The sequence below is a fragment of the Streptomyces fuscichromogenes genome, from assembly GCF_014645815.1.
GTDB lineage: Bacteria > Actinomycetota > Actinomycetes > Streptomycetales > Streptomycetaceae > Streptomyces > Streptomyces fuscichromogenes.
On sequence record NZ_BMML01000001.1, the window covers coordinates 574,282 to 600,755 of the forward strand.

20 protein-coding genes and 3 pseudogenes are annotated in these 26,474 nt (G+C 70.4%); 4 read left to right on the forward strand and 19 right to left on the reverse strand.

What is annotated here, in order from left to right:
- Positions 1-11: 11 nt before the first annotated feature.
- On the reverse strand, positions 12-1,283 hold the full coding sequence (locus IEZ11_RS02575) for an MFS transporter (protein ID WP_189260858.1): 1,272 nt from the start codon (positions 1,281-1,283) through the stop codon (positions 12-14).
- Positions 1,284-1,463: 180 nt separating this feature from the next.
- On the opposite strand from IEZ11_RS02575, the gene aroQ reads away from it, so the two are divergent.
- Positions 1,464-1,937: a type II 3-dehydroquinate dehydratase gene (aroQ, locus tag IEZ11_RS02580; protein WP_189260859.1), complete on the forward strand. Its 474-nt coding sequence runs from the start codon at positions 1,464-1,466 to the stop codon at positions 1,935-1,937.
- Positions 1,938-1,941: 4 nt separating this feature from the next.
- Here the strand turns inward: aroQ and IEZ11_RS02585 are convergent, their stop codons facing one another.
- The 4 genes and pseudogenes from IEZ11_RS02585 to IEZ11_RS02600 form a co-directional block, all read right to left on the reverse strand.
- Positions 1,942-2,694 (reverse strand): amino acid ABC transporter ATP-binding protein, encoded by a 753-nt coding sequence (locus IEZ11_RS02585; protein WP_189260860.1) that lies wholly within the window; start codon positions 2,692-2,694, stop codon positions 1,942-1,944.
- Positions 2,691-3,626 (reverse strand): amino acid ABC transporter permease, encoded by a 936-nt coding sequence (locus IEZ11_RS02590; RefSeq protein ID WP_189260861.1) that lies wholly within the window; start codon positions 3,624-3,626, stop codon positions 2,691-2,693. The genes IEZ11_RS02585 and IEZ11_RS02590 overlap by 4 nt, the downstream gene beginning before the upstream one ends.
- Complete coding sequence (locus IEZ11_RS02595; protein WP_189260862.1) at positions 3,623-4,507, reverse strand: ABC transporter substrate-binding protein; 885 nt, start codon at positions 4,505-4,507, stop codon at positions 3,623-3,625. The genes IEZ11_RS02590 and IEZ11_RS02595 overlap by 4 nt, the downstream gene beginning before the upstream one ends.
- 294 nt (positions 4,508-4,801) lie before the next feature.
- Positions 4,802-4,990 (reverse strand): annotated as a pseudogene (locus IEZ11_RS02600) (MBL fold metallo-hydrolase); the annotation flags it as partial.
- Positions 4,991-5,386: 396 nt separating this feature from the next.
- On the opposite strand from IEZ11_RS02600, the pseudogene IEZ11_RS02605 reads away from it, so the two are divergent.
- Positions 5,387-6,261, forward strand: a pseudogene (locus IEZ11_RS02605) (helix-turn-helix domain-containing protein); the annotation flags it as partial.
- Positions 6,262-6,534: 273 nt separating this feature from the next.
- On the opposite strand, the pseudogene IEZ11_RS50530 reads toward IEZ11_RS02605, so the two are convergent.
- The 3 genes and pseudogenes from IEZ11_RS50530 to IEZ11_RS02620 form a co-directional block, all read right to left on the reverse strand.
- Positions 6,535-6,672 (reverse strand): annotated as a pseudogene (locus IEZ11_RS50530) (transposase domain-containing protein); the annotation flags it as partial.
- A gap of 550 nt (positions 6,673-7,222) precedes the next feature.
- The gene (locus tag IEZ11_RS02615; RefSeq protein ID WP_189260863.1) at positions 7,223-8,650 is read right to left on the reverse strand and encodes a TfuA-like protein; all 1,428 of its coding nucleotides are present in this window, start codon (positions 8,648-8,650) and stop codon (positions 7,223-7,225) included.
- Positions 8,651-8,689: 39 nt separating this feature from the next.
- Positions 8,690-9,889 (reverse strand): YcaO-like family protein, encoded by a 1,200-nt coding sequence (locus IEZ11_RS02620; protein ID WP_189260864.1) that lies wholly within the window; start codon positions 9,887-9,889, stop codon positions 8,690-8,692.
- A 445-nt stretch (positions 9,890-10,334) separates the two neighbouring features.
- Between IEZ11_RS02620 and IEZ11_RS02625 the strand changes: the two genes are divergently transcribed.
- A complete protein-coding gene (locus IEZ11_RS02625) occupies positions 10,335-11,060 on the forward strand; it encodes a class I SAM-dependent methyltransferase (protein WP_189260865.1) in 726 nt (241 codons plus the stop codon).
- A 107-nt stretch (positions 11,061-11,167) separates the two neighbouring features.
- Positions 11,168-11,656, forward strand: a complete 489-nt coding sequence (locus tag IEZ11_RS02630) for a cytidine deaminase family protein (RefSeq protein ID WP_189260866.1) — start codon at positions 11,168-11,170, stop codon at positions 11,654-11,656.
- A gap of 44 nt (positions 11,657-11,700) precedes the next feature.
- On the opposite strand, the gene IEZ11_RS02635 is transcribed toward IEZ11_RS02630, so the two are convergent.
- From IEZ11_RS02635 to IEZ11_RS02685, 11 genes are all read right to left on the reverse strand, one after another.
- A complete protein-coding gene (locus IEZ11_RS02635; protein ID WP_189260867.1) occupies positions 11,701-12,696 on the reverse strand; it encodes a nucleotidyltransferase family protein in 996 nt (331 codons plus the stop codon).
- An 80-nt stretch (positions 12,697-12,776) separates the two neighbouring features.
- Complete coding sequence (locus IEZ11_RS02640; protein ID WP_189260868.1) at positions 12,777-14,030, reverse strand: hypothetical protein; 1,254 nt, start codon at positions 14,028-14,030, stop codon at positions 12,777-12,779.
- 74 nt (positions 14,031-14,104) lie between these two features.
- A complete protein-coding gene (locus IEZ11_RS02645; protein ID WP_189260869.1) occupies positions 14,105-15,442 on the reverse strand; it encodes an acyl-CoA dehydrogenase family protein in 1,338 nt (445 codons plus the stop codon).
- On the reverse strand, positions 15,435-16,763 hold the full coding sequence (locus IEZ11_RS02650) for a type III PLP-dependent enzyme domain-containing protein (RefSeq protein ID WP_189260870.1): 1,329 nt from the start codon (positions 16,761-16,763) through the stop codon (positions 15,435-15,437). The genes IEZ11_RS02645 and IEZ11_RS02650 overlap by 8 nt, the downstream gene beginning before the upstream one ends.
- Positions 16,760-18,316 carry a class I adenylate-forming enzyme family protein gene (locus IEZ11_RS02655; RefSeq protein ID WP_189260871.1) on the reverse strand — a complete coding sequence of 519 codons (1,557 nt, stop codon included), beginning with the start codon at positions 18,314-18,316 and terminating at the stop codon, positions 16,760-16,762. Before IEZ11_RS02655 ends, IEZ11_RS02650 begins: the two co-directional genes overlap by 4 nt.
- Entirely contained in the window at positions 18,313-20,676 is a 2,364-nt protein-coding gene (locus tag IEZ11_RS02660; RefSeq protein ID WP_229712789.1) for a peptidase domain-containing ABC transporter, read from the reverse strand. The genes IEZ11_RS02655 and IEZ11_RS02660 overlap by 4 nt, the downstream gene beginning before the upstream one ends.
- A gap of 2 nt (positions 20,677-20,678) precedes the next feature.
- On the reverse strand, positions 20,679-22,043 hold the full coding sequence (locus IEZ11_RS02665) for a condensation domain-containing protein (RefSeq protein ID WP_189260873.1): 1,365 nt from the start codon (positions 22,041-22,043) through the stop codon (positions 20,679-20,681).
- A 392-nt stretch (positions 22,044-22,435) separates the two neighbouring features.
- On the reverse strand, positions 22,436-23,290 hold the full coding sequence (locus tag IEZ11_RS02670) for a phytanoyl-CoA dioxygenase family protein (protein WP_189260874.1): 855 nt from the start codon (positions 23,288-23,290) through the stop codon (positions 22,436-22,438).
- Positions 23,287-25,101, reverse strand: a complete 1,815-nt coding sequence (locus tag IEZ11_RS02675; RefSeq protein WP_189260875.1) for a transketolase C-terminal domain-containing protein — start codon at positions 25,099-25,101, stop codon at positions 23,287-23,289. Before IEZ11_RS02675 ends, IEZ11_RS02670 begins: the two co-directional genes overlap by 4 nt.
- Positions 25,098-25,877, reverse strand: a complete 780-nt coding sequence (locus tag IEZ11_RS02680) for a transketolase (protein ID WP_189260876.1) — start codon at positions 25,875-25,877, stop codon at positions 25,098-25,100. The genes IEZ11_RS02675 and IEZ11_RS02680 overlap by 4 nt, the downstream gene beginning before the upstream one ends.
- A gap of 34 nt (positions 25,878-25,911) precedes the next feature.
- Positions 25,912-26,433 carry an NUDIX hydrolase gene (locus IEZ11_RS02685; protein ID WP_189260877.1) on the reverse strand — a complete coding sequence of 174 codons (522 nt, stop codon included), beginning with the start codon at positions 26,431-26,433 and terminating at the stop codon, positions 25,912-25,914.
- Positions 26,434-26,474 lie beyond the last annotated feature (41 nt).

Here is a 26,474-nt window from a genome sequence, read left to right on the forward strand (position 1 = left end):
TCCCGGAGCCCTCACCCGGCAACCGGCTCGACCACCGCCACCGGCACCGGACGCGTCTCCGGCAGCAGCGCGAAGCACCCCAGGCTCAGCAGCGCGATCGCCGTCAGATACGCCCCCACGGCCCACGGCACCCGCCCTCCGTGCTCCGCCAGCGCCGTCGCCACGATCGGCGTCAGCGCGCCCCCGAGGACCCCGCCGAGGTTGTAGCCGACGGCGGCGCCGGTGCAGCGCACCCGGGGCTCGTAGAGCTCCGGCAGATAGGCGGCGATCACCGCGAACATGGTGATGAAGGCGATCAGAGCGCCGGTGAACCCGAGGAACATCAGCAGCGGCTGACCGGTGGCGAGCAGCGCGACCATCGGGAACATCCACAGCGCCGAGGCCGTGCATCCCGCCAGGCACAGCGGCTTCCGTCCGTAGCGGTCGCCCAGCAGGGCCATCACCGGCGTGAGTGATCCCTTCACCACGACGGCGGCCATGACGCAGGTCAGCATGACGGTACGGCTCACCCCGAGGCGTTCCGTCCCGTACGCCAGCGACCAGGTCGTCACCGCGTAGAACACCGCGTACCCGATGGCGAGCGCCCCCGCCGTCAGCAGCACCAGCCGCCAGTGATGCCGGACGACCTCGGCGAACGGCATGCGTGCGGGATCGTCGATCTCCAGGAACCGCGGGCTCTCGGCGAGCGACGAACGCAGCCACAGCCCGCCCAGGGCCAGTGCTCCGGCCGCCCAGAACGGCACCCGCCACCCCCACTGCGCGAACTGGGCGTCCGTCAGGGACGCCGACAGGGCCAGCATCACGCCGTTGGCGAGGAGAAAGCCGACGGCCGGACCGATCTGCGGAAAGCTCGACCACAGGCCACGCCGCCCGGCGGGCGCGTGCTCCGCGGTCAGCAGCACCGCCCCGCCCCACTCCCCGCCGACGCCCAGCCCTTGCAGAAAGCGCAGCACCAGCAGCAGTACGGGGGCGGCCATACCGATGGTGCCGTACGTCGGCACGCATCCGACCGCGACCGTCGAGGCGCCGGTCAGCAGCAGGGACGCGACCAGGACCGGACGTCGGCCGCGCCGGTCCCCGAGGTGCCCGAACAGCACCGAGCCCAGCGGCCGGGCCACGAACCCCACACCGAACGTCCCGAACGCCGCCAGCGTCCCCGCGAGCGGCGAGAACGTCGGGAAGAACAGCGGCCCCAGGACGAGCGCCGCGGCCGTCCCGTAGGCGAAGAAGTCGTAGAACTCGATCGCGGTCCCGGCGAGCGAGGCGGCCGCAAGCCGCAGCATCGAGGGGGCCCTTACGGTGCGTGCATCGTGCATGCTCCGTCAACTACCCAGGGTGATCATGGGTTACGGGGGCGCACGGTGGTGAGACGCCCCGGACCGGAGCCGCCGCGCACCGTGATAGACCGGACCGAGCAGCGGTCCCTTCACGGCCGTTCGCCTTTCCCACGGACCGGAGGAATCGTGCCCCGCACCCTGGCCAACGCCCCGATCATGATCCTCAACGGGCCCAACCTGAACCTGCTCGGCCAGCGTCAGCCCGAGATCTACGGCTCCGACACGCTCGCCGACATCGAGGCCATGTGCGCCAAGGCGGCGGCCGCGCACGGCGGCACCGTGGACTTCCGGCAGTCCAACCACGAGGGTGAGCTGGTCGACTGGATCCACGAGGCACGCCTCGGCCACTGCGGGATCGTCATCAACCCGGGCGCCTACTCGCACACCTCGGTCGCGATCCTGGATGCCCTCAACACCTGCGACGGGCTGCCGGTGCTGGAGGTCCACATCTCCAACATCCACAAGCGCGAGTCGTTCCGGCACCACTCCTACGTCTCCCTGCGCGCCGACGGAGTGATCGCCGGGTGCGGCGTGCAGGGCTATGTGTTCGGCGTGGAGCGGGTGGCGGCGCTGGTCGGCGCCGCGACCGCGGACGCGTAGCGCCTCAGAGCCGTCCGGCCTCCACGATCCGCCGCAGGAAGCGCCGGGTGCGCTCCTGCTGCGGGTCGCCGAACACCTGCTCGGCTGTGCCGCGTTCGAGGACGACACCGCCGTCGAGGAAGCAGATCTGGTCGGCGACGTCCCGGGCGAAGCCCATCTCGTGCGTCGCCAGCACCATGGTCATCCCCTCGCCCTTCAGATCGCGGACCACGGTGAGCACCTCGCCCACCAGCTCCGGGTCGAGGGCGGCGGTGATCTCGTCGAGCAGCAGCAGCCGGGGCCGCACCGCCAGGGCGCGCACGATCGCCACCCGCTGCTGCTGACCGCCGCTCAGCCGGTCGGGGTAGGCACCGGCCCTGTCGCCCAGTCCAAGGCGTTCGAGCAGCTCCCTGGCCCGCTCCTCGGCCTCCGCGCGGGAGACGCCGTGCACCCGGCGCGGCGCCAGGGTGATGTTGTCCAGCACGGTCATGTGCGGGAAGAGGTTGTACGCCTGGAAGACCACGCCGATACGGCGGCGCACCGCGTCCTGGTCGGTACGCGGGTCGGTGATCTCCTCGCCGTCCAGCCAGATCGCACCGTCGTCGATCTCCTCCAGGAGGTTGGCACAGCGCAGCAAGGTCGACTTGCCGGACCCGGAGGCGCCGATCAGTGCCGTCACCGTGTGCGGGGCGACCTCCAGGTCCACGTCCCGCAGCACGACCGCGTCCCCGAACGCCTTGCGGACGGACTCCATGCGCAGCACGGGCGCGTCGCTCATATGGATCCTCCCTGGGCGCGCTGCCGGTCCATGCGGGCCGTCACCCAGTCCGTGAAGCGGGTCATCGGGATGGTCAGTGCCACGAAGACCAGCCCGGCGACGATGTAGGGCGTGTAGTTGAGGCTGCGGCCCACGATGATGTCCGCCGCCCGTACGGCGTCGATCGCGCCGCCGATCGACACCAGACCGGTGTCCTTCTGGAGCGACACCAGGTCGTTCAGCAGCGGCGGCACCTGACGCCGTACCGCCTGGGGGAGGACGACGTGGCGGAGCGCCTGCCGGTTGGTGAGGCCGAGCGAGCGGGCCGCCGCGCGCTGCGAGGGGTGGACGGACTCGATGCCGGCGCGGAACACCTCGGCGACGTACGCGGAGTACGTCAGCGTCAGCGCCGTACCGCCCAGCAGCACCGGATCGACCGTGACGCCCTGGAGCCGCAGTGCCGGGACGCCCAGGACCACGATCATCAGGTTGATGATCAGCGGCAGCCCGCGGAAGAAGTCGGTGTACGCCGCGGCCAGTGCCCGCAGCGGGAAGAACACCGGTCCGCGCAGCGTGCGCGCGATGGCGATCAGCATGCCGAGGACCAGGACGGCGGCACCGCAGACGACCAGGAGCCGGACGTTCAGCCACAGCCCTTCGAGGACCTTCGGCAACGCCTCGCGCGCGTACTGTCCGTTGAAGAACGTCTCCTTGGTGCGCGGCCAGCCGGGCGCGCCGACCACGACCAGGTAGAGCACGGCTGCCGTGACCAGCGTCGAGAGCGCGGCGATCGCGGTGGCACGGCGGGCGCGGGCACGCCGGTAGCGCTCCCGTTCCAGCCGTCGTGCGGACGGGGTGTAGCCGTCGTCGGGGGCGCCCTGCGGGGCGCCGGCCGACATGTCACCCTTGTCGTCCGCGTCCTCCTGACCGGACTCGTCCTTCGCGACGGTCACTTGAGCACCGGGGCGTCGACGGCGTCGGAGAGCCACTGCTTCTCCAGCTTCGCCAGCGTGCCGTCCTTGCGCAGCGCGTCGACCGCACCGCTCACGCACGAGGTGAGCGCACTGCCCTTGTCGAGGACCAGGCCGAACTGCTCGGGGGTGCCGCCCTGGTTCTCGAACTGACCCACGATCCTCGCGTCCGTCACCTCGGCCGCCGTGATGTAGAAGGCGGTCGGCAGGTCGGTGACGATCGCGTCGACCTGACCGTTCTTCAGCGCCGACTTGGCCTGGTCGTTCTTGGCATACACGGCGGGCTCCTGCGACGGCTTCACCACGTCGGTGATGTAGTCGAGGCTGGTCGTGCCGACCTGGGCGCCCAGCTTGAGGCCCTTGAGATCCGCGATGCCCGTCGCCTTCGCGGCCTTGCTGCCCTTGAGCGCGATGACCGCCTGGCGTACGTCGTAGTAGCCGGACGAGAAGTCGACGGCCTTCTTGCGCTCGGTGCTGATGGAGACCTGGTTGATGTCGAAGTCGAAGGTCTTCACACCCGGCGCGAACGCCTTGTTGAACGGCACGCTCTGCCAGACGACCGCGCTCCGGTCGTACCCCAGCTGCTTGGCCACGGCGTACGCGACCGCCGACTCGAAGCCCTTGCCGTTGGCCGGCTTGTCGTCCTTGAACCACGGCTCGTACGCCGGTTCGTCCGTCGCGATCGTCAGCTTGCCGGAGGTCTGGGTGGCCAGTCCGCCCTTGGCACAGGTGGTTCCGGCCGACGAGGAGGACGCGCCGGACGCCTTCTCCTCCGGCTGCGGAGCACAGCCGACGGCGGTGGCGAGCAGGGCTATGGTGGCAGCGGCGGCAGCGCGACGCAGTGCGCTCGGGGCAGGGTGCATGGCGGGAGATTGACAGCGAACGCTGTGTTTGTCCAGGTCAAGTGGGTATCTGTCCGCATGCTGGGAACGGGTGTTGCGGTCTTGTGAACGCCGTGGGCGGGGGAGCGGACAGGCCGGGGCCGCCGGTCGAGGGCGGGGAATGAAGACCGGCGGCCCGTACCGCGCAGGAGCCGTCATCCTGTGCGGGGCTGCCACCAGTTGACTGCGCGACGGCGCGCGCGGGGAGCGTGCGCTGGAGGCCGGCGCGTGCGAACTGTTCACACGGGGCGCGCGCGAAGGAACGCGCGCCCGCGTTCACCACCCGCGCGCGTGCCACTCCGGCAGGTGCGGGCGCTCCGTGCCCAGCGTGGTGTCGTTGCCGTGCCCCGGATACACCCAGGTCTCGTCCGGCAGGGCGTTGAAGATCTTCGTCTCGACGTCGTGGATCAGGCTGGCGAAGGCCTTCGGGTCCTTGCGCGTGTTGCCGACGCCGCCGGGGAACACCAAAGCTCACCGGGTAACACAGCAAATGTGACCGCCAACCTTGCCCCCGCCCGCACCGTGGCGTTTCTGTACGCCCGTATCAGCGAGGACCCCGCGACCTGAAGCGCGGTGTCGACCGACAGATGGACGACCCCCGAGCCTTCGTTGCGGACAACGCCTGGGAGATCGGCGCGGAGTACATCGAGAACGACATCACCGCCCACTCAGGTACCGAGCGCCCGAAGTGCGACGCGCTTAGGGAGGCCGCCATCGCCGCGGCCCAGCAACCCTGCCCTTGCCGATAGCGTCATCCGCGCTGTTCGGAGTCAGTGCGCGACGGTTCGCGGGATGTCGGCCGCTTCGCCGGCGTCGACCACGCTGGTACGCCTGGCGATCACCCAGGCATGATGACCGGCCATGCTGCTGCGACTGGCATACCTGGGCATGGCGAGCGTCTTCGCGATGCTGCGGCTGCTGCCGATGAGCGATCGGGACATGAACGTGGAGGTCCTGGCTCTGCGCCATCAGATCGCGGTGCTGGAGCGGCAGCTGAACGGGCGGCGGGTGCGGTTCGACGCGGGCGACCGGGCGTTCCCGGCGGCGCCGCTCCAGGGTCTGCCGCCCGAGGTGCTGCGTCGGATGTGGCTGCTGGCGCGGCCTGACACCGTGCTGGCTTGGCACCGCGGCCTGGTCACCCGCCGCCATGCCGCCCGGTCCCGGCCGAAACGTGGGGGCGACCGCGCACCGCGCGATCCATCCGCGCCCTGGTCCTGCGGCTCGCGCGGGAGAATCCCGGCTGGGGCTGCCGGCGCCTGCACGGTGAACTGCTCGTCCTCGGCGTGAAAGTGGTGGCGTCCACGGTCTGGGAGATCCTCAAGGACGCCGGGATCTCGCCGGCGCCCGAGCGGACGTCCAGCACCTGGGCGGACTTCCTGCGCTCCCAGGCGGACGCGCTCCACGCGTGCGGTTCCTTCGAAACCGTCACCCTGTCCGGGGCGCGGCTGTACGTGTTCGCGCTCATCGAGCACACCGGTCGGCGCATCCGGGTCCTGGGTGTGACCGCGTACCCGACCACGTCCTGGGTCGTGCAGGCGGCGAGGAATCCCGTCATGGACCTCCAGGACGCCGGCTGCCAGGCCCGCTACCTTGTCCGGGACCGGGACGGGAAGTTCCCCGAACTGTTCGACACGATCCTCGCCGACGCGGCGATCGAGGTCGTGCTCAGCGGCATCCGGATCCCCTGTATGAACTCCATCATGGAGAGACAGGTGCAGACCGGCCGCCGTGAACTGCCCAGCGCGGCCGGGCTCGGCGGGCGGCAAACGCCCCTCCTTCTTTTTGGGAACGCGCGGGGCGTCGTCACAGGTCAGTGCAGCTACTCTGAGCGCCTGATGCCAAGGCGTCGCTGAGGCAATCGAAGCCCATGGAGCTGTTGACGATCGTGCGGACATCGGCCCAGCCAGCCCCGGTTGCGTTCGCTGTCGGTGGTCTTGATGGAGCTGCAGCCGTCGAAGGTCGCGCAGGCCCTTCGTGCTCGGCGCGGGGAGGAGGCCACCGAGTCCGGCCGTCATTTTGTCCCACACCAGCCGGTATCCGACCTCCGGGAACATGCATATCGCCAGGAGGAAGTACACCCCGACCCGCGAAGGCGGATCCCGCAGCCGCTGCTGGACTGCACGGGTCTCCTCCCGTGCGGCGTCCACCAGTTCGAATGGTAGGCGGGGTGTCAGTCCGCCCAGGTGCCCGGCGGCGAAACGCCCTGCGGCCAGGGTGATTTCCCGCGAGAGGGTCGCCAGGGCGGGCGGGGAGGCGGAATGGACAGGCAACGCGGCTCCACGGGCAGGACGTCTTGGTCGACACCTGCTTCGGCGGAGCCGCGTTGATCACGTTCCGCACGCCGCGACGAGCCCGCCCCGCCTGGCGCCCCGGCCGGAAACCCTAACCACCCGGCCTTGGGGTGGGTGGAGTGAGTGTGGACGGCGTGCTGGTAGGTAGGCGGGCGGGTGCGGGCGGGCGGTAGGTGGTGGGGCCGTGTTGTTCGCGGTAGTCCTCAGCGGAGGCAGAGGCAGAGGCAGAGGCAGAGGCAGAGGCTGGGATCGGGAGCGGCGAAGGGGTACGGCGCCGCCGCGTTGTCCGTCCTCGCGCTGTCCGCTCTCGTGTTGTGCGTCGTCGCGTTGCCCGCTGCCGAGTTGTTCCTGGTGGTGTTCTCTCCGGCCTTTCGGGCGTTTCATGGAGTTGGGGTGTGGGACATGTTCAGTGGGCCGACCACTCGGCTTGCCAGACGGCGGTGGTGATGTGGTGGTTGAGGTCGTCGCTGTCGGGTTCTATCACTTCGTGTGCCGTTTTGGGGACCGTGGACGGTGCTGGTGAGTCGCCGCTTTCGTAGTGGAAGTCGTCCCTGACGGCTTTGAGGAACTCGTAGCCGTCGAGGAAGTCGAGGCTGGTGGCGTACCGGTGGATGTCGCCGGGGAACGGTGTGCCGATCGAGGAGAAGTACCAGCGGAGGACTTCCTTGTCGGCCACGGGGCCGGGGCCGGACGGGTCCGCGAGTCCGTGTGCCTCGAGGAAGTGCTTCTTCTCCCGGGTGCGGTGCACGATCCGCCTGTAGTCGGCATCCGAGCGCAGCGCGCGGAGCAACGGCAGGTTCAGGGCGCCGCCGTAGGGGCGGTGGCTGCGTGCGAGGACCTCGTCCTCGATGAGGGAGGTGAAGCCGTCTTGCGTGTACGCGTGCTCGGCCAGCCAGCTCTGCCACTGCGCACCCGCTGTCAGGTGGTGGGTCGTGCGGAACCGGGCCAGCGCGGCCGATGTCCTGGCCTCCGCGTCGGCCGGCGGTGTGCCCAGGCGGGGCACGATGGCGCCGAGCGCGCTGCGGCGCAGGCGGAGATAGCGGGCGGGGCGCAGCCTGACCTCGTTGAGGATCGCGTTGATCCGCAGGAAGTCACCGTCCCCGTCGTGGACCAGGCCGTTGCTGTGCGACCGCTCGACGAACGCGTTGCGCTGGAGGGGGAAGTCGGCTTCGGCCTTGGGCAGCGTGCCGTGCTCGCTGCGCATGACGTCGAGCATGGCAAGGGCGTCGCACTTCTTCTGGTCGACCGAGTGGTCCGCGACGAAGGCCGAGAGAGCGTCGATCTCGTGCTCCGGCAGCCCGGCTGCGCGGCCTTCCGCGAGGGTCAGGCGCAGACTGCGCTGGGGGTAGTACGTCGTCTTGGCGAGGTCCAGGAGGCGTTGATGGGTGGCGTCGCCGATGAGGTTCCGGGCGCGCGCCTCGTGGAGCGTGGCGCGTATGTTCACCATCGCGTCGGAGAGTTGTATGTGGCCGTCGTCCCGTCCGGCGTGCGCGACGGTGACCTCGTCGTCGTCCTCGAGGACGCCGCCCAGGTACTGCTCGAAGACCCTGCCGATCCCGCGCATGCCGAACGGGGCGAGTTCGGCGGCGCGCAGCGCTCCCATGCTGGCGCTTCCGTAGACGGGTATGCCGGCATGCAGCGCCCCGAGGATCTCCTTGTGCCAGACCGCCGGCACGTCGTGGAACCTGCCGTCGATGATGCCGATCGCCGTCGGTTTGTCCTGCACCAGCGCGTGGATGTGGCCCTGCTCGACCGGCGGCAGATACACCACGTCCCAGTCCCGCGGGCGGTCCTCTTCGGCCAGGGTCGGGCCCACGAAGACGAACGCTGTCATTGTCTGGCTCCTTGGTCGGTCACAGTGCTTGCGGCGGGCTCACTCCATCGGGGCCAGCAGGCCCGGGACGAGCACCTTCATCACCGGGATTTCGATGTGCGGCTTGGTCAGGTCGACCACGACGATCTGTGACTGCCCCCTCTCGCGCAGCGCGTCCACGATCTTGAGCACGTCCTGTTCGAACGTGTCGTGCGGGTGACTCGGCGTCTCGTGGAAGGCGCGCGTGCCGCTGCTTTTACGCATCTCGTTCCACTTGGCCGTGAGCCGCAGCTTGTCGCGCTGCGAGTCGTACACGTTGCGGGGCAGGTCGTCGCGGGCGCCGGAGATGAAGGTGAGCCGGGTCTGGGCGGCCTCCGTGAGGGCCCGCAGGAGCGCTATCTCGCGGCGTAGATGCGTTCCCCAGCCGGTGTTGACAGGCAGCGGACTGTGCGAGGTCCTCGGGTCCTCCCCGATGCTGCACTCGAACGTGGGGATGCCCAGATCGGGCGTCAGGTCCCGGACCGCAACCTCCAGGCCGGCGGACAGGAAGACGTCGAGGACCTGCCGGCAGGCGGGGTCGTCCACCGTGGCGAGGTCCATGGTGTTCCGTGGGGCAACGGGCTGCATCGAGTCCCTGATGAACGTGTCGCGTTCGACCAGTTCGCACAGGGCGTGGGCCAAGGCCTCCATGGGGTGGTTGCCGGAGGCCAGCCCGTTGGAATTGCCCCACGGCGGGACGGTGCCATGGCCGAGCAGGTCGAAGCCGTCACAGCGGAAGTCCATGGTGACGAGGTTGTAGGGGACCCAGACGCGGGCGCCGCCGGTCAGTTCGCGTCCCTCCACCCACAGCAGCCTGCGGTCGCGGAAGTCGTGGCTCTGGAAGAGTTCGTGCCGGTCCAGGTCCAGCACCTGCCCCTGCTGCGCCATCTCCCGAGGCGTTCCCAGGCGCAGGGGCAGGGTCATGTTCTCCGCGTGCCACCGCTCCAAGCTCTCCATCACGCAGGATGCCCTCGCCGCGTCGAGGGTGAGGCCCTTGCCCTGGTGGACGGCGAGGGAACGCGAGTTGGGGCGGACCGACAGCACGACGGGTATGCCCAGCACGTCCAGCCCTGTCACGTTGGCGACCCGGGTCAGACCGATCTCGGCGAAATGGGGGCGGACCCTTTCGAAGGTCTCTCGCGGCGGCACCAGGCGGTCCGTCCCGTGCCGGTGCCCCTTCGCCGTGGCCGCTGACCTGATCGTGTCCAGCGAAAGTTCCATCACGCTGATTCCTTCGTCAAGGGTGGGTTCGACGATGCGGGCGAATGGAGCCGGGCGGCGTTGCGGCCTTCGGCTCGCGGGCCAAGCGGAGCCCTTGCGTAAGGGGCGCCCGCAGTGCGGCGGCTCGGTCTTCGATCGGGCGGCTGGGCTGGTGGTGCAGGACGACACTGCCACTCCTGTGACGAGTATTTTTCCAGAGCCCGGCGTGAGCCATAAGTACCGAATACTCGTGACGGCAGCCCTTGCCGCCCGGAGCAGTGAAACGGCGAAACCGATGTCAGGATGAGAGCGACGCGTTTCTGTGCGCTGCGTATGGCCGGCCGGAACGGTCACCGTTTACGGGGCTGGGATGAAGGTGACCTGATGGTGTGCCCCGGTATTCAGAAAGCCGCCACTTTTCAAGGTCTTCGGTCGGCCGCTGCGGCCATCGGAAGGGAATGAAGTTATGGAAACCAGCTATGCCGAGCTCCACCTCGATCCCGAACTGAACCACAGCTCAGGCTATTTCACGAGCGACACCATGTCGTTGGAGCAGGCCCAGCGCGCCAAGACCGACGCGATCTTGTCCCACTGCCGGATCGAGCCGTCCATGAAGGTCCTCGACGTCGGCTGCGGCTGGGGCGCGACCGCCAGGGCCGCGACCCAGCGGTACGGGGCGCACTGCATCGGCATCACGCTGGATGAGGGACAACTGGCGTACGCGCGCCAGAGGGATGCGGAAACCGGCGGCCCGCGCATCGATTTCCGCCTCAGCAGCTGGGAGGAGTTCTTTGAGCCCGTCGACCGCATCGTCTGCGTCAACGCCTTCGAGAACTTCGAGGACAAGCAGGGCTTCCTTCCGCACTGCCGCACCCTGCTCCCGGTGGGGGGCGTCATGGTCATGCTGACGGTGACGGCCGAACGCCGGATGTTCCGCGTGACGTCGAAGGACGAGATCGTCCAAAACGCCCAAAAAGCCGGATTCGATGTGCACACGTCCGGCTCCCTGGCCGACGACTACGCACGCACGCTCGAGCTGTTCGTCCGGAACCTGAACGACAACCGGACCACATTGCTTTCCCTGGTCAGTGAACGGCGGCTGGACTGGCACCTGAACTACTACTCGAAATCCGCCGAATACCTCAGGTCGGGACTGAACGACATGTTCGAGTTCACGTTCACCGCCCTCTGACACGGAACACCGCCGACGTCACCCGCCATCGAGACCACTGTGCCGCCCAGGCGTGTCAGGAGAACTCGTGATGGTGGCCCTGAAGCCGTCCTGTTTAGCATGGCCGCATGACTGTTCCCAGCCGAGAACTGACCCCCGACGACCTCGAACTCATCGAGTTCGCCCGAGAGATCGTCGACGCAAACTCCGACGGCGACGTCAGCGCGCACACCATGGCCGCCGCCGTCAGGGGCGCCGACGGGAAGATATACGGCGGAATCAACGTCTACCACTTCACCGGTGGCCCCTGCGCGGAACTCGTCGCGCTCGGCCACGCCCGGGCGTCCGGCGCCAGAGAGCTGTCCACGATCGTCGCGGTGGGTGATGCGGGCCGGGGACCCGTCGGCCCTTGCGGCAGGGACCGCCAGGTGCTTTTCGACTACCATCCCGGCATCCGGGTCCTCCTCCCCACCCCCGACGGCGTCAGGAGTGTCCGGATCGAGGACCTTCTGCCGCTGGCCGAACACGCCAGCCGCGCACAAGTCCTGGGCCGGCTCCGCAAGAATCGCCAGGCACGGACCGAGCCGCCCTCCCCCACAGCCCGCGCCTGCCGGTGACCGCCCCCGCGAGAGAGCGGGTCACATGCGTGCGGAACCACGCGTCAGCCCCAAAGGCCGCCCACGCTCTCGCCCAGCCACTCCGCGGTGGCCTCCTCCCCGACACCCAGTTCCTCGGTGAGCGAGGTCCCGAAGACCCGGTCGGTGTGCCCACAGACCCAGGCCACCGGGCGGGCGAGGCCGTATGCGGCGACCGCTTCGAGGACCGACGCGCGTTCACCGGCGTCGAGCCGGCGCCACTCCCGCAGCACCTCGGCCACCTGGGACAGATTGGCGCCCTTGAGCCGGGCGAACCGGTCGACCCACCCCTCACGGAACAGGTGCAGGCACACGAACAGGAAAGAGTGCGCGCCGGACAGCGCGGGCAACGACAGCTCGCCCACCGTCAGACTCCGGCGCCCGGCCAGCACCTCATCCATCGGCACCTGCCACTTCGCGCCGTGCCAGGTGAGACTGTTGGCGACATCCAGGACGAACACCGGTACGACCGGGTCCGGGCCGATCCGGTGGAAGTGCGGCAAGTGGTCCGGTGACAACTGGTAGATACGCAACTCGGCACGGGACCGGGGCAGCAGGCGGCCCGAGACCGAGTCCCAGACCTGCTCCGCGGCATACCCGGCATCGAGCAGCGCGGCGCTCAGCCGGCCCCGGTCCTCGGGCCGGATCATCAGGTCGATGTCGTTGAACTGACGCACCGCGCGTCCGTCATAGAGCCGCTCCTGCGCGACCACTCCCTTGGTCCAGGCGGCAGCGATCCCGGCTGCGGCGATGGCCTGCGACACGCGCGCGGCCTCCGCCGTCAACACAGCCGCCCGGTGACGGGCATTCTGCAGGAAGGACAACAGCGGAACCCGCAGCTGGACGGGGAACGAGCGGCGCAGTCCGTGCCGGTGCACATAGTCGGACAGCGCTGCGCCGAGCTTGTGCCGCAGAGCGTGCTCGATCAGCCGCCCGTGGTCGAAATCCGGCCGGCGCAGCAGGTCCGCGACATCGTCCGGCGCATGGTCGAGTCCCTGATGCTCGGCCACCGCCAGCAGCACGGCCCGCACATCGCCGTCCAGCGCGAAGTGCCGCGGTGTCCTGCCGGCCGCGGGGGCCGGCGCGTGTGTCGATGAGGTGGTCACTCGTTCCTCCACGAGGACGTGGTGCCCGGCGGACGTTCCGTGGGCCGCTGGTGGACGCTCTGACGAAAGCCGCCGGCACAGCCGCCGGCGGCGAAGGCGACGGCGGACGGCAGCGCGGGAACACCGGACGAACAACCGCCGCCCGGGCGTGTGGTCTGCAGGACCGCGCCGAGCAGCGAAGCCGTCGCGCCGTCACAGTGCCGCGCAGGGCTCCAGCTCAACTGCCGCACGGGCACGTCGGCGACGAGCCGGCCCAGTGCCCGGCGCGCGGCGGCCGCATCCTCCCGGAAGGGCCGGGCGGCGAGCCAGTGCGTCCGGTACGCGGGGTCGGGCACGAGCAGATGGGCCTCGACCGCGCCGAGCGGGTCGGCACAATGGGTCGCCTCCGGCCGGGCGATGTCCTGCGCCCGCAGTACGACGATCTGGTCGAGCGGGGCGGCGCTCAGGAAGCCGCCGCCCACCAGGGTGCGCACGTCCCTGTTGCTGAGCGACAGCTTGCCGGCGCTCCGGGAGGCCTCGCTCAGCGCGCCGGAGCGAGCCGGCGACGTCAGCCAGTCGGGCCTGGACCGCCCCAAGGCGGCTTCGCCCACGAGCCGGGGAGCCAGCCCGAGCGCCGCCACCGCCCCGGCACCGAGCCGGGTGGTGGACGGCAGGCCGACCATCCACCAGCCGCCCGAACTGCCCGCGCTACCCGGCGGCAACAGGAGCAGACGGTCGGTGGCGACGACATAGCCGCCCGCCTCGGCCACCCGAACGGCCGACGAGGTCTTGCCCGCTCCGGCGTCGCCGGGCAGCATCACGGCCCGGCCGTCGGGCAGAACGGCGGCCCCGGCATGGAACATCAGCGCTCCCCGCCGTACCAGGTCCTCACGGATCAGCTCGCGCAGCAGGCGGCCCACGGCGACAGCGGCTCCGTCCACCGTCGCGCCGACCACCGTCCAGGAAAGGAAGTCCTCGGTGAGCAGGACGTGGTCCCACTCCTGGCCCTCGCCGGAGGCCAGCACCCGCCCTGCGCCCTCGCCCGGCCAGGTCTCGTACCACCATCCGGCGAACGACTCCACCGAAGCGGACGGCCGTTTGGTGCCGCCCGAGCGGACGCGCTCAACAAGGCCGGGGTCGATGACCAGCGTCACCCGGCGGTCCGTGCAGGACCCACAGGCGGCGTCCAGGACCTCGTGCTGCGCCGCGATCTCGGTGCGGACACCGTCGAGGTCGGTGACCACCTCCAGCCGCAGGTCGAACCACGACAAGGTGAGAGGCCGTGCGGCGCCCCCAGCAGGGGCGGGTATCCAAGGGAAGCGGTCCGGTACCGCGCGTGGCCCGTTCACAACAGCCCCACCTTCCGGTCGAGCAGCGCGAGGGAACCGTTGGCCGTCAGCAGACGATCGTTGGCGTAGTTGAGGGCGGCCGACCGCAGGTCGCGGAGGGCACGCTCCAGGCGCAGCGGGCTCTCGGCGCTGTAGCCCGCCCAGAGCCCGGCCAGCTGGACCATGCGGTCCACCGCGCTGAACGACAGCTCGGAAGCGGCGAGTTTGAGGGTGTTGAGCTGAATCTGCAGGGCCGGGGAGTCGAGGCTGTCGCCGGCGGCGCGTACCTCGTCGACCCGTTCACGCATCCGCTCCAGATAGGCGCTGACCAGCTCCAGTTCGAGCCGTACGCGGGCGATGCGCTCCCGGACCAGCGGGGACGACGTGTCGTGCGCGGAACTTTCGCGCAGCCACCCCAGCAGGCCGCGCAGCGCACCGCGTGCCGCGCCGAGCCAGCACGCGCTCCAGCCGAGATGGGCGAGCGGAATCATGCTGTCGGTCGCCACCCGGCGAAACCCGCCCGGAGTACCGATGACCTGGTCGGCCGGGACAGTGCCGCGCAGCCGCAGCGGCCCGCTGTCGGTACCGCGCATTCCCAGGGTGTTCCATCTGCCGGTGGACTCGACGGTCAGGGCCGACCGGTCGGCGTAGACGAGGGAGACGGAGTGCCGGCCCGCGTCCTGCGCCGCGCGCATGGTGACGAGGAAGCCCTCGGCCTGGCCGCCCCCGGTGACGACGGGGGCGGTCCGCTCCAGCCACAGATCGCCATCCGCCTCCGAGACGTCGCCCGTCACGTGTCGCAGTGGCTCGGCGGCGGTCAGCAGATGCCCGCCCGTCACCGGCCCGGTGGTGACGGAGGCCAGATACAGCTCCCCGCGGGCGATACGCGGCAGGAGCCGGTCCAGCAGGTGAGCGCCGGCGTGCCGCACCAGGACGTCGACCTGCTGGCAGTGCATCACCCAGATCATGGCGGTCGACAGGCAGCCCCCTGCGAGGGCCTGGGCGGTCTCCACCAGCCCCGCCAGGTCGCGGCCCATCCCCCCGTGTTCGGTGGGGACCAGAAAGCCGAGATAGCCCGCGCGCCGCAACGCGTCCACGCTTTCCTCAGGGAACGCCGCCGCCTGGTCGGCCGCATCGGCGTGCTCGGCGAGGACCTCGACGAGCCGTGCGAGCGTGTCGGGCTCCTCGCAGCACGACGGCTGTCCCCGCTCGGCGAACGCAGCCTTGTCCGTCTCCGTCGCGGATGGTGTCGAGGCGAGGGTCTGGGCAGGTGGCGTGCTCCGCTCGGACGGTTGCGGGCGGCGCCCACGAGGTGCCGAAGGACGCTGCGCTCCGCGCAGGCCGGTATCAGTCATTGGCCTCAACTTCCGTTGTCTGAAGCTTCAGTTGCCGGGCCGCCACCAAGGTCGGCCCGTCCACCGTGATCTCGACGGGGGCCGGACGGCTGAGGAAACCGACCAGGCTCGCGGTCAGTCCGTAGGCCCCGGTGTTGGGCACGGCCAGCAACTGCCCGGGCCGCGGATCGGCCAGCTCGACGGCCGGGTTGAGCATGTCCAGGGGGGTGCACAGCGGTCCGACGAGGCTCGCCCGCACCGTGCTCGCCCCACCCGGCCCGGATGCGGCGAGCACGGCCGGCCCGGCCCCTTCAGCGGGCAGGACGGGCACCGGCATCGTCCGGGGAGCCATGAGACGGCCCAGTCCGGACATTCCGCCCAGGACGTTGACGCCCGAGTCCAGGACCACGAAGGTCCGATCCCCGGACCGTTTGACGTCGACGACCGTGGTGAGCAGCGTGCCGGCGGCCGCGGTCAGATGACGGCCCGTCTCGAAGGCCACGCGCGGTCCGCCATCCTGGCCACGGCCGGGGAAGTGCGCGTCGAGAGCAGCCGCGAGCGTCCCCGCCAAGGCGGGAAACCGCCGAAGTGGGCCCGGCTGTGCCATCGGTGCGGGAAAGCCCCCGCCGAGGTCGAGGAGCTCCGGCACGAAGCCGGCGCTCCGGGCCACCTCGGCCGAGGTGGCCAGCGACTGCCGGAGCTCGACGGCCAGCGCCTGCGGGTCCTCGACGTTGGTGGCCGAGAAGGTGTGGGTGCCGATCGGCCGGGCGGGCCCGGCCGAGGCAAACAGCGCGGCCAGGTCGTCCCGCGCCCGCCAGTCGGTGCCGAAGGCCGTCGGCCGGCCGGTCATCCGCAGCGACCCGCCGCGGCTGCCGCGCGGCCCGTTGAGCCGCACCAGATACTCCGCCTGCGTTCCGGTGTCCCGGCAGGCCCGGGCCAGCCGGTCGCGGTCGGCGAGCGACTCGACGGAGAACTGCCGGACACCCGCACCGAGCGCGCTGCGCAGCTCACCGGGCGTCTTGCCCGGCCCCGTGTACAGGGCGTCCTCGAGCCGGGCGCCGGCGCTGCGCACCGCCGCCAGCTCGCCCAGCGAGCTGATCTCGGTGCGCAGGCCACACGCGGCGAGTTCACGGATGACCAGCGGATGCGGATTGGCCTTCACCGAGTAGAGCAGCTCGGCCCCGGCGGGCAGGTCGGCGCGCAGAGCGGTGGCGGCCTCCCGCAGGGCGGCCAGGTCGTAGACGTATGAGGGGGTGCCGAAACGCTCCGCGAGGGCGCGCAGCCCGGCGTGGTCCAAGGGCCGCGGAACGCCGTCGGCCAGGACGGCCGTGTCGCGGCTCATCGCGCGGCCTCTTCCGGCCTGGGCAGTGCGGCCCGGTCGACCTTGCCGTGCGCGGTGCGCGGCAGGTCGGCGACGACGACGCACCGGTCGGGGGTGCGGGCGGCGCCGAGGCGCTCGAAGAGACCGCGCAGCACCCGCTCCGGCGCAAGGTCGGTGACCGCCCACACGGTCAGGGTGCCGTCCGGGGCGGGCGGGACCGCTGCCGCGGCCCGCACGCCGGGTATGTCGAGCATCGCGAGCTCCAGTTCCTGAGTGCCCATACGCCAGCCGCGCCGCTTGAACAGGTCGTCCGCGCGACCGGCGAAGTACAGCCGCCCCTCGGCGTCGAGGCAGCCGTGATCGCCCGTGAAGACGGCCGGCCCGTCGCCGTCCGGTGCCGGGCGAAAACGCCGGGCGCTCTGCTCCTCGGCCCTCCAGTAGCCGGCCATCACGTGGGGGCCCGCCACCACGATCTCCCCGCTCTCGCCCGGTGGCAGGGGTGTCCCGGAAGGGTCCACCACCCACAGGCGGGTGCCGGGCAGGGCCCGGCCCACGGTCGCCGGGTGGGCGAGGTCCTCGTCGGGGTCGGCGATGGTGATCCGCTTGCACTCGCTCATGCCGTACATGCAGACCACCGCCGCACCGGGAAAGGCGCCGCGCAACCGTTTGACGTCCTGACCCACCAGCGCGGCACCGGTGTTGGTGAACAGACGGACCGGCAGCGGGCGCCGGTCGCGGGCCGCGAGCCGCGCCAGCATGGCGGCGTACGTGGGGACGACCGGTACGACGGTGGCCCCGGCCGCGCGCAGCGCCACCAGCTCACGGGACGAGGCGGCGCCTTGCGGCAGCACCAGTTCGGCCCCCGCCAGGGCGCAGAGGAAGATCTGGTAGAGCCCGTAGTCGAAGGAGAGCGGGAGCCGGGTGAACACCACGTCGTCCGGGCGGTAGGCCAGCCGCCGAAAGATCGCCCCGGTGGCGAAGGCGACTGCCCGGTGCGGGCAGACAATGCCCTTCGGGCGGCCGGTGGAGCCGGAGGTGTACAGCAGCAGGGCCGTGCCGTCGGCAAGGACGGCCACCGGCTCGGCCACCGGCCCGTCCAGCAGCGCCACCGGGGTGATGGCCCTTGCTCCCACACGCTCGGCGAGGGCGGTGAGTTCGGCGCGGTCCGACACGAGCACACGGGGCTGGGCATCGGTCAGTACCCAGCTCAGTTCGAACGGCGAGGCGGAGCTGCCTGCCGGTACGACGGCGGCGCCGACCCGCATCGCGCCGAAGAGCACCGCCGCGAACTGACGGCCGGGCGGCAGCACCACCAGCACCCGGTCGCCCGGAGCGACCCCCAGGGCCAGCAGAGCACCGGCGACGCGACGGCTCGCAGCCTGTAGCCGGCGCCAGGTCCAGCTGCCCGCGTGGTCGGTGACACCAGGACGCTCCCCGAAGCGTCCGGCCGCTCCATCGAGCAGCGCCACCACGTCCGGTACGGGCCCGCCGGCGATCGCCCCGGCGGCTTCGCCCGCACACGCGAGATGACCGTCGGCCTTCGGGGCCTTGGACGTCCCGGCCGCGGCGCTCACGAGGCCAGCTCCCGGTACGGGCCGTCGGCGGCCATCAGATCGCGGTGCCGGCCGTGCTGCACGACGCGGCCCTTCTCCAGCACCACCACCTGGTCGGCATCCTCCACCGCGGTCAGCCGGTGGGCGATCACCACCAGGGTGCAGTCCAGCGCGGTCAGGCGCTGGAACACCTCCCGCTCGACCACCGGATCGAGCGCGCTGGTTGCCTCGTCGAGGATGAGCAGCCGCGGTCTGCGTACCAGCGCACGAGCCAGCACCACCCGCTGCCGCTGGCCGCCCGAGAGCCCGCCGCCACCCGAGGCGAGGAGGGTCTGGTAGCCCATGGGCATGGCCGCCACGTCCTCGTGGATGCCCGCCACCCGGGCTGCCTCCTCCACGTCCGCATCCGAGACGTCGGTGCCGCCCCAGGCGATGTTGTCCCGGATGCTGGCGCCGAACAGCCTTGCGTCTTGGGTGACGAAGGCGATGGCGCGGCGGTATTCGGCAGTGTCGACCGAGGCGAGGTCCTGACCGCCGGCCAGCACCCGCCCCGCGGTGGGGGCGTACAGACCGGCCAGCAGCAGCCCGCAGGTCGACTTGCCCGAGCCCGACGCCCCGATGAGCGTGGTGAAGCTGCCGCGCGGCACGTCGAACGAGACGTCGGCGAGTACCGCAGGACCGCCCTGGTAGGCGAAGGAGACGTTCTCCACCGCGAGATCGCCCGCCACGCGCGGCCCCATCGTGCCGGGCACGCGCTCCACCGGGGACTCCAGGATGTCGCTCAGCCGGGAGAGGGATGCGCCCAGCGCCGACGTCTGCAGGCAGACCTGGGCCAGGTTGGCGAGCGGCACCAACAGGCCCATGGCCAGCACGCTGAAGCCCAGCACCCTGCCTTCGGAGATCCCGCCCTGCGAGATGCGGACCGAACCAGCGACCAGGATGAGCAGCGGAGCACCGACCTGCAAAGCGATGCTCAGGCTCGACGCCAGGGCCGCCAAACGCCGACTGCGCAGCCGGGTGTTCAGCTCCTCGGCGAGGGTCTGGCTCCACCGCCGGCCGGCCACGGCTTCCAGACCGGCCGACTTCAGGGTTCCCATGCCCTCCAGAAGTTCGGTCAGTTCCCCGTCTGCCCGCGCCTGCGCCTCCAAAGCGTCGGCACCCGCGTACCCCTGGCGCCGCCAGAAAAGGGCCACGAGCGCGACCTGGAGGAGCGCCAACACGATGACGAAGGCGGCGAGCAGCGGATCGGCGATCAGCAACAGGGCCATGTAGACGAGGATCAGCAACCCGTCGAAGACACTGGCGAAGGCGGTGGCGGAGAGCGTCTGCCGCACGGTCGAGCTGGTCCGTACCCGCTGCTGCAGATCGCCCGGACTGCGGCTGGTGAAAAACCCGTATGGCAGCGCGAACAGCCGGTGCACGATGCCCAGGGTCACCGTCTCGTCGACCAGTGTCTGGATGGCGAGGAACGCCGCGGAGCGGACGAACTGCAGGACGAAGTCGAGGCCGACGAGGCAGACCAGCCCGACGGCGAGGAACTCCAGGTGGCCGACGGCGTGCCCCGGCGCCACGCTCTCCACCACGTAGTTCGTGGCCAGCGGGGTGGCGAGGTTGAAGCCGAGCAGCAGCAGCGAGCACACCACGAAGGGCGTCCAGCGGCGCGTTCCGGGAAGGAACAGCCGCAGATAGCGCCAGGGCCGGGCGGTTCCGGCCGGGCGCTTCGGGGTATGCCCCGCGGAGGGATTTTTCAGCGGCGGGGTCAGGACCAGCGCCACACCGGTGAACGAGTCTCCGACCTGCTCCAGCGGCAGCCGCCTGCGGCCGTGCTGCGGGTCGACGAGGTAGACCCACGGCCCGCTGACCCGCTCCAGCACCACGAAGTGGTCGAAGTTCCAGAACAGGATGGCGCCGGTGGGCAGATCGTGCAGCCGCTGCAACGGCACCCGCACGCCCCGTCCCTCGAACCCGTACCCGCGGGCGACGTCCAGGAGCCGGCGGGCGGAGACGCCGTCCCTGCCGGTGGCGGTGGCATCACGCAGGTCCCGCACCGGCACGTCGACTCCGTGCAGGGCCAGCACCATGGAGAGGCTGGCCGCACCGCAGTCGCTGGTCTGCGCCTGGAGCCGCACCGGCACGCGCCGCCGATCGCGCGAGGGCAGCAACCTTTCGGCCAGGCGCCGCACCAGGAGCGGACGGCTCAGCAGTCGGCCAGTCTCCAGTGCCTGGCCGCACTCCCTGGATCCGCCGCGTGCCTTGACCGCCTGACGGCGGTAACGCAGCGGGCCGGAACGGGACGCCGCGGCCGGTGACGGGGTGTTCGCCGCGGGTGCGCCGTCCCTGTTCTGGGGCGACGCCGACCGGGGCGGGGAGGATGGGGACATGGTCACGAGGGGTCTCCCGGGAAGACGGCCCACGGCGATTCCGGGCGGGCAACGGCGCCGAGCGCCGAGTTCAGGTCCGCCGTGAAGCGGTCCGCCTGCGCCACCGAGAACTCACGGGGATCGAAACAGAGGACGAACGTCACGCCCTGGCCGTATTCGTTGATGATGAAACTGATGCCGTCGCAGGTGTAGCTGACGTGGGGGGCGAAAGCGTTGTGCGTGACACGCAGCCCGCCGGGACCGGCGTCCACGAAACGCTCTCCATGCAGGGTGTAGCGGACTGTGGCCTCGCGAAGACCGCCGCCCGCCCGGCCCGGCAGGTTCTGCGCCCGGTACAGATCGGCGTACGAGATGTGCTGATGACGCATCGTCTGCATCAGCTCGGAGCCGATCCGGCGAAGAAGCGTCGTGAATTCCTCCGAGCGTTCGACAAGAATCGGAAGACCCCGTGAGAATTTTCCCACGATGGCCCGTTCCCCGGCGCTCCGTGTGTCCAGTGGAAGCGTCATCGCCAGACCGGCCCGCGTCGTGCGCAGGAAAAAGGTCCGGGCGAAATGGGCGAGCGCAAACTGGAAGAACGTCACTTTGGCCTCCCGGCAGCTTCGCTGGACGGAGGCGACGGCCGGGCCGGGAATGAACGAAAAACGTGTGATCGCGGGAGGCGCCGGGCCGTCGGAGGGGGCGCCGGCTCTGCTCCCGGAATCCTCCGGGGGGTTGTCGGACAGCGCGGCCATGGTCTCGAATTTCCGCGACCAGTAGCGGTGCTCGACCGTGGCGGAGCGCTGGGCGTGCTTCTCACGGGCCTGCCCGATCGCGGCGAGCAACCCGTCCCCTTCGGCATCGCTCACGTAGTCCTGGCCCGCCAGCGCCGCGCCGTAGGCCTCCCACAGCCGGCCGCGGAAGAGGGACCGGCTGGCGAGGTCGGCGGTCAGCGCCGGCAGATCGGCGGTGAACGCGTGCAACTGCTCGGAGTAGCGGAAGAGACGGAAACGGAAGGGAGGCCGGCTCGTCAGGTCGAAGGGCTCCGAGAGGGCCCGGGCGCGGACCCCGGCCACGTACGTCCCGAACTGCTCGGGTGAACGGGCCTTGATCCGGCGGGCGTCGAGCAGGCCGTCGGGCGGGGGCGCATCGGCGAGCCACTGCACGGGCCGTCCGTCGGATGCCGGGCCCACCCGCAGCCGCAGGGCCTCGTGCATCCTCACCAGCGTCGACAGAGCGCGATGCAGGGCCCGCACGTCCAGCGGGCCCTCAATCCGCTCGGAGAGCTGAACGACCTTCATGGGCTGCCGTTTCTCCTGCTGCCGCCCGTACTCGTGCTCCTGTGCGTAGGAGAGCTCCGACGCGCCGCCGGTTCGCTGCTGGGTCACTGGGCTGCCTTTCCGTGCGTGCTCCAAACGCGACGGTGGCCGGGACAGGCGCGCAGCGCCCTCCCCGGCCACCGTGCTCACTCAACGGGTTTGTTCAGCGAGCTCAGATGCACGCGGAGGCGATGACGGGCGCCGTGCCGCCGACGATCTCGTCGAGCTCCTCGTCCGTGAGAGAGTCGATTTCGACGGTCTCGAAAGAAACATTCTCCATATGCCTACTCCTTTGTTGTGAAGGAATCCCCGGACAAAGATGTCGTTCCGGAGTTCACCGGAACAGCATCCACGTGACAGTTCGAGTGACGGTAATTCCGGGGCACAGGAAGAAAATATCAGGACGGCGCCGGACCATTCCAGTCACGCAAGTTCGTGACACGCGGACCGGAATACGCGACTTACCGAGCGCCCTTCGCGTCGCGCGCCAGAATATCCCGCTTGGACCTCAGCCGGCGCATTGCCTCGGCGCGGGAGATGGGGTGCGCGTCGTCCCACTCGATGGTGCGGCGCATCATTTCACGCAGCGTCGGATGGACCGTTTCGAGATAGCCGGGCTCGCGCATGAATTTCCACGAGGTCTGGCCGCCCACCGGCTCGTCCGCGGCCTGGAGGTTCATGTGGAGAGTCCGGCGGGGGCCGCCGTTCTCGCAGGAACCCCGGTGTACCGCGTGGTGGTTGAAGAAGAGGACGTCGCCCGCTTCGCACGGCACCAGCACCTCTCCCGGCAGCTCTCCGCTGCCCAGACGGCCGATCTCCTCGCGCTCGGCGTCGGTGAGAGGCCTGCGGTGCGAACCGGGCACCACACGAAAGGCGTCGTCCGCGGTGAGGCAGACGTTGAACTGGACATGGGTGGGCCGGCCCGACGCCTCGTGGTACTCGTGCTCCTCGTTGTCCTTGTGCCAGCTCAGCTCGTAGTCCACCATCTCGGGTGACCACAGCGCGTGCGCCGTCCAGAACCGCAGACGCGGGCCCAGCACCTCCTGCACGAAGCCCAGCAGGCCCGGATGGGCGAGAACCTCGGCGAGCCGGTCGTCGTACAGCTCGGGAGTCATGATGTTGCTGACACCCCACACGTCGATCGGGCCCGGCGGGCGCGAACTGTAGCGCACGGCATGCTTCTCGGGACCGGCCAGGACGGTGGTCCTGAGCTCCTCGAGGGCGGCCAGGGCCGGCGCCACCTCGGCGGGGGAGAACAGGCCGGGGACACGGACGAATCCGTCCCTCCGGAAGGCGTCCGCCTGCGCACTGGTCATCGGCTCTCCTCCTTGCTCTTGGCGCACACGAGAACCAGGTGCCGCGAGGTGGCGGTCCACGGCTCGCCGGCGAAACCCCCGTACCGCTGAGTCACGGTGAACCCGCCCTTGGCCAAAAGCCGCTCGGCCTGCTCCAGGGTGAGCATCCGGCTGTGCCTGGTCACCCGCTCGACGTGTTCGACGCCGTCCCGGCGGTACTCCATCTCGTCCACCAGGACCTGGCTGACCGGATCGTATTGCCGGGCCCGGCTCACCTCGACGGCCTGGCCACTGCGCGGGTCGCGGTACTGGAAGGCGGGGCGCCACCGGCCGTCCGCCTCGGCCGTCAGAGTGGCTGCCGGGTTCACCATGTCGAGGGCGAAGACGCCGTCGTCGGCGAGGTGTTCGCGCACCCGTGCCAAACAGGCGGCGATGTCGCTGTCGTTCAGCAGGTGACTGATCGAGTCGCACGGCAGCAGGACCAGGCGGAAACGCCGTCCCAGGTCGAAGTCGCGCATGTCGGCTTCGTGCAGCTTCAGGGGCAGCCCGGGGTTCCGCTTGCGCTCGGCCTCGCGCAGCATGGCAGGGGCGACGTCGATTCCCGTGACGTCGTGTCCGTCCTTTGCCAGCGGAATGCTGATCCGGCCGGTGCCGGTAGCCAGTTCGAGGACATCGGGACCGTGCCGGCGGGCGAGATCGCGCCAGAACGGCACGTCATCGGCGTAGTCGGCATAGCGCTGGTCGTACACTGCCCCGTCGTAGCAGAGATCGTCGACCAGAGCGGCGGCCTTCACGGGGCTCGGCCGCCGGGCGCGCGACGCGGACAGGAACCAGGCCAGCACATGCTCGGAACCGGGAACGTGGAGGACCTGCTTGAGGTAGTCCGCGCTCCCGGGGCGGCCGGGGTAGCGATCGGGCAGCCCGATGCGGCGGAAGGGCACACCGCCTCCCGCTTCCGCGACCGTCTCGGCGACCGCGCTGCCCAGGCCCCCGATCACCGAATGCTCCTCGAACGTGGCGATGGGGCGCCCCTCCGCGACGAGTTCCTCCACCCGCGCCGTGTCCAGCGGCTTGATGGAGGGCATGCTGACCAGCCGTACGGCAAAGCCCTTGCGGCGCCACTCGTCGACCCAGGCGACCGCCTGCTCCAGAACGTGACCGGTGGCGATCAGGGTGCCGAGATCGCCCTCACGCAGCACCGCGGAGCGGCCGAGCCGGATGCGGGTGCCCTGCGGATGCAGGACGGGCAGCACCGTGCTCTCCATCGGCAGGCGGATGTAGGCGGGCCCCGGCAACTGGTCGATCTCGGCCAGCAGATCGAGGAGTTCGGTGCGATCGCCCGGCGCGACCACGGTCATGTTGGGCAGGGCACGCAGGACCGCGATGTCCTCGATGGAGATGTGGGCGTTGCCGTACATCGCCCGGCTGAAGCCGGCGCTGGTGCCGATCAGCCGCAACCGCGCGTTCGCGTGGGCCGCGTCCAACCGGATCTGGTCGAACGGCCTGTACAGCAGGAACGTGCTGATGTTCGACAGGTAGACGTTCTTGCCGGACTGGGCCAGTCCGGAGCCGATGGACACGGCGTTCTGCTCGGCCATCCCCACGTTGACGAAGCGGTCCGGATACCGCTGGGGGAAGGGATCCGACTCGGACATGCTGTCCGCGGTGATGTAGTACAGGTCCTCGTCCACCGCGGCCCGGTCGGTGATGAAACGCCCGAACAGCTTGCTGACACCCTCCTCCTCCACAAAGCCGGCCGCGGGACGCGACGGCTCCGCCGCCTCTGCCGCCACTGCCGTGGAGCCGGCAGCGGGCATGACCGGGGCGCTCACCGCAGCTCCCGCAGGGCCTGCGCGAGTTCGGGCCTGGTGATCCTCCGGCCGTGCCAGGACACGTCGTTCTCCATGAATGTCAGTCCCTTCCCCTTGACCGTGTGAGCGACCACGCAGCGAGGGCCCTGCCTGGGCCGCAGCAGGACGTCCGCGAGCGCGTCGCAGTCGTGTCCGTCGACGTCGTGGGCGTCCCAGCCGAAGGCCGCGAAACGCCCGGAAGCGCCGGAGCGGGGCATCAGTGCCTCGGACGACGAGAACGCCTGGAAGCCGTTGTGATCGACGATCAGCGTGAGATTGTCCAGTCCCAGCGCGGGGGCCAGCGTCGCCGCCTCCCACACCTGGCCTTCCTGGCACTCACCGTCACCGGCCAGGACATACACCTGGTACGGGCGGTCCATCGACTGCGCCGCCAGCGCCATGCCGATACCCAGGGAGAGGCTGCGTCCCATGGACGTGGTGGAAGCCTCGACGCCCGGCAGCAGTTCCGAGCGTTCCGTGACCGGGAACAGGCCGCCGTCGGCCTTGTAGGCGGCCAGCCGCTCGGAGGGGAAGAACCCCCGGTCGGCGAGGACGGTGTAAAGAACCGCCGACGCGGTGCCCTTGCACACGAACCGGTCCCGGCCCTCCCAGTCGGGCCGGGCGGGGTCGACGTTGAGCACCCTCGAGTAGAGGGTGTGCACGATCTCCACCGCCGAGAGATTCCCGCCGATGTGCGCGCTTTCGGCCTGCGCGACCATCTTGATCATCGAGCGCCGGATGTCCTGTGGAGTGATCACACCATTCCTTTCTGTACGGTTCGGGTCCGATCGGTCATGGGGCCAGGTCGATCGGCTCGGCGGGCGCGCCGTCGGTGAGCAGGTCGACGAGCCTCGGGTGCAAGTCGTCGGGGATCAACCGGTCCGCCGTCGAGGCGAGTTCGTCCAGCGACCACCAGTGGTGCCCGACGATGGAGGTGCGTTCGTTCTCGGTGAAGCCGTCGGTGCTGATGTCGAAGGCGGGGACGCGGGCCAGGTAGTAGCGCTCATGGAAGAGGTAGGCGACGCCTCCCATCGACCCGGTCTTGCGCCGCCGCCACACCTCCGTCCTGGGAACGAGCCCGGTCAGCCCGGTCTCCTCCGCGACCTCGCGCGTTCCGGCCTGCTCGTAGGTCTCACCGTCCTCCACGCCGCCGCCGACCGGATACCAGAACGTGTGCCCGTCGCTCTCGTCCTGGCTGGAGAAGAGCAGCAGACGGTCGGCCTCGTCGAGCAGCAGCACCCGCACCGTGGGCCGCAGGACGAGTTCCGCTTCAGCGGGCTCGGCGTGTGCTTCATGCGCTGTTCTCTCGTGCACTTTCGAGTTCCTTTCCTTCAAAAACCTGACGACCACGCCCC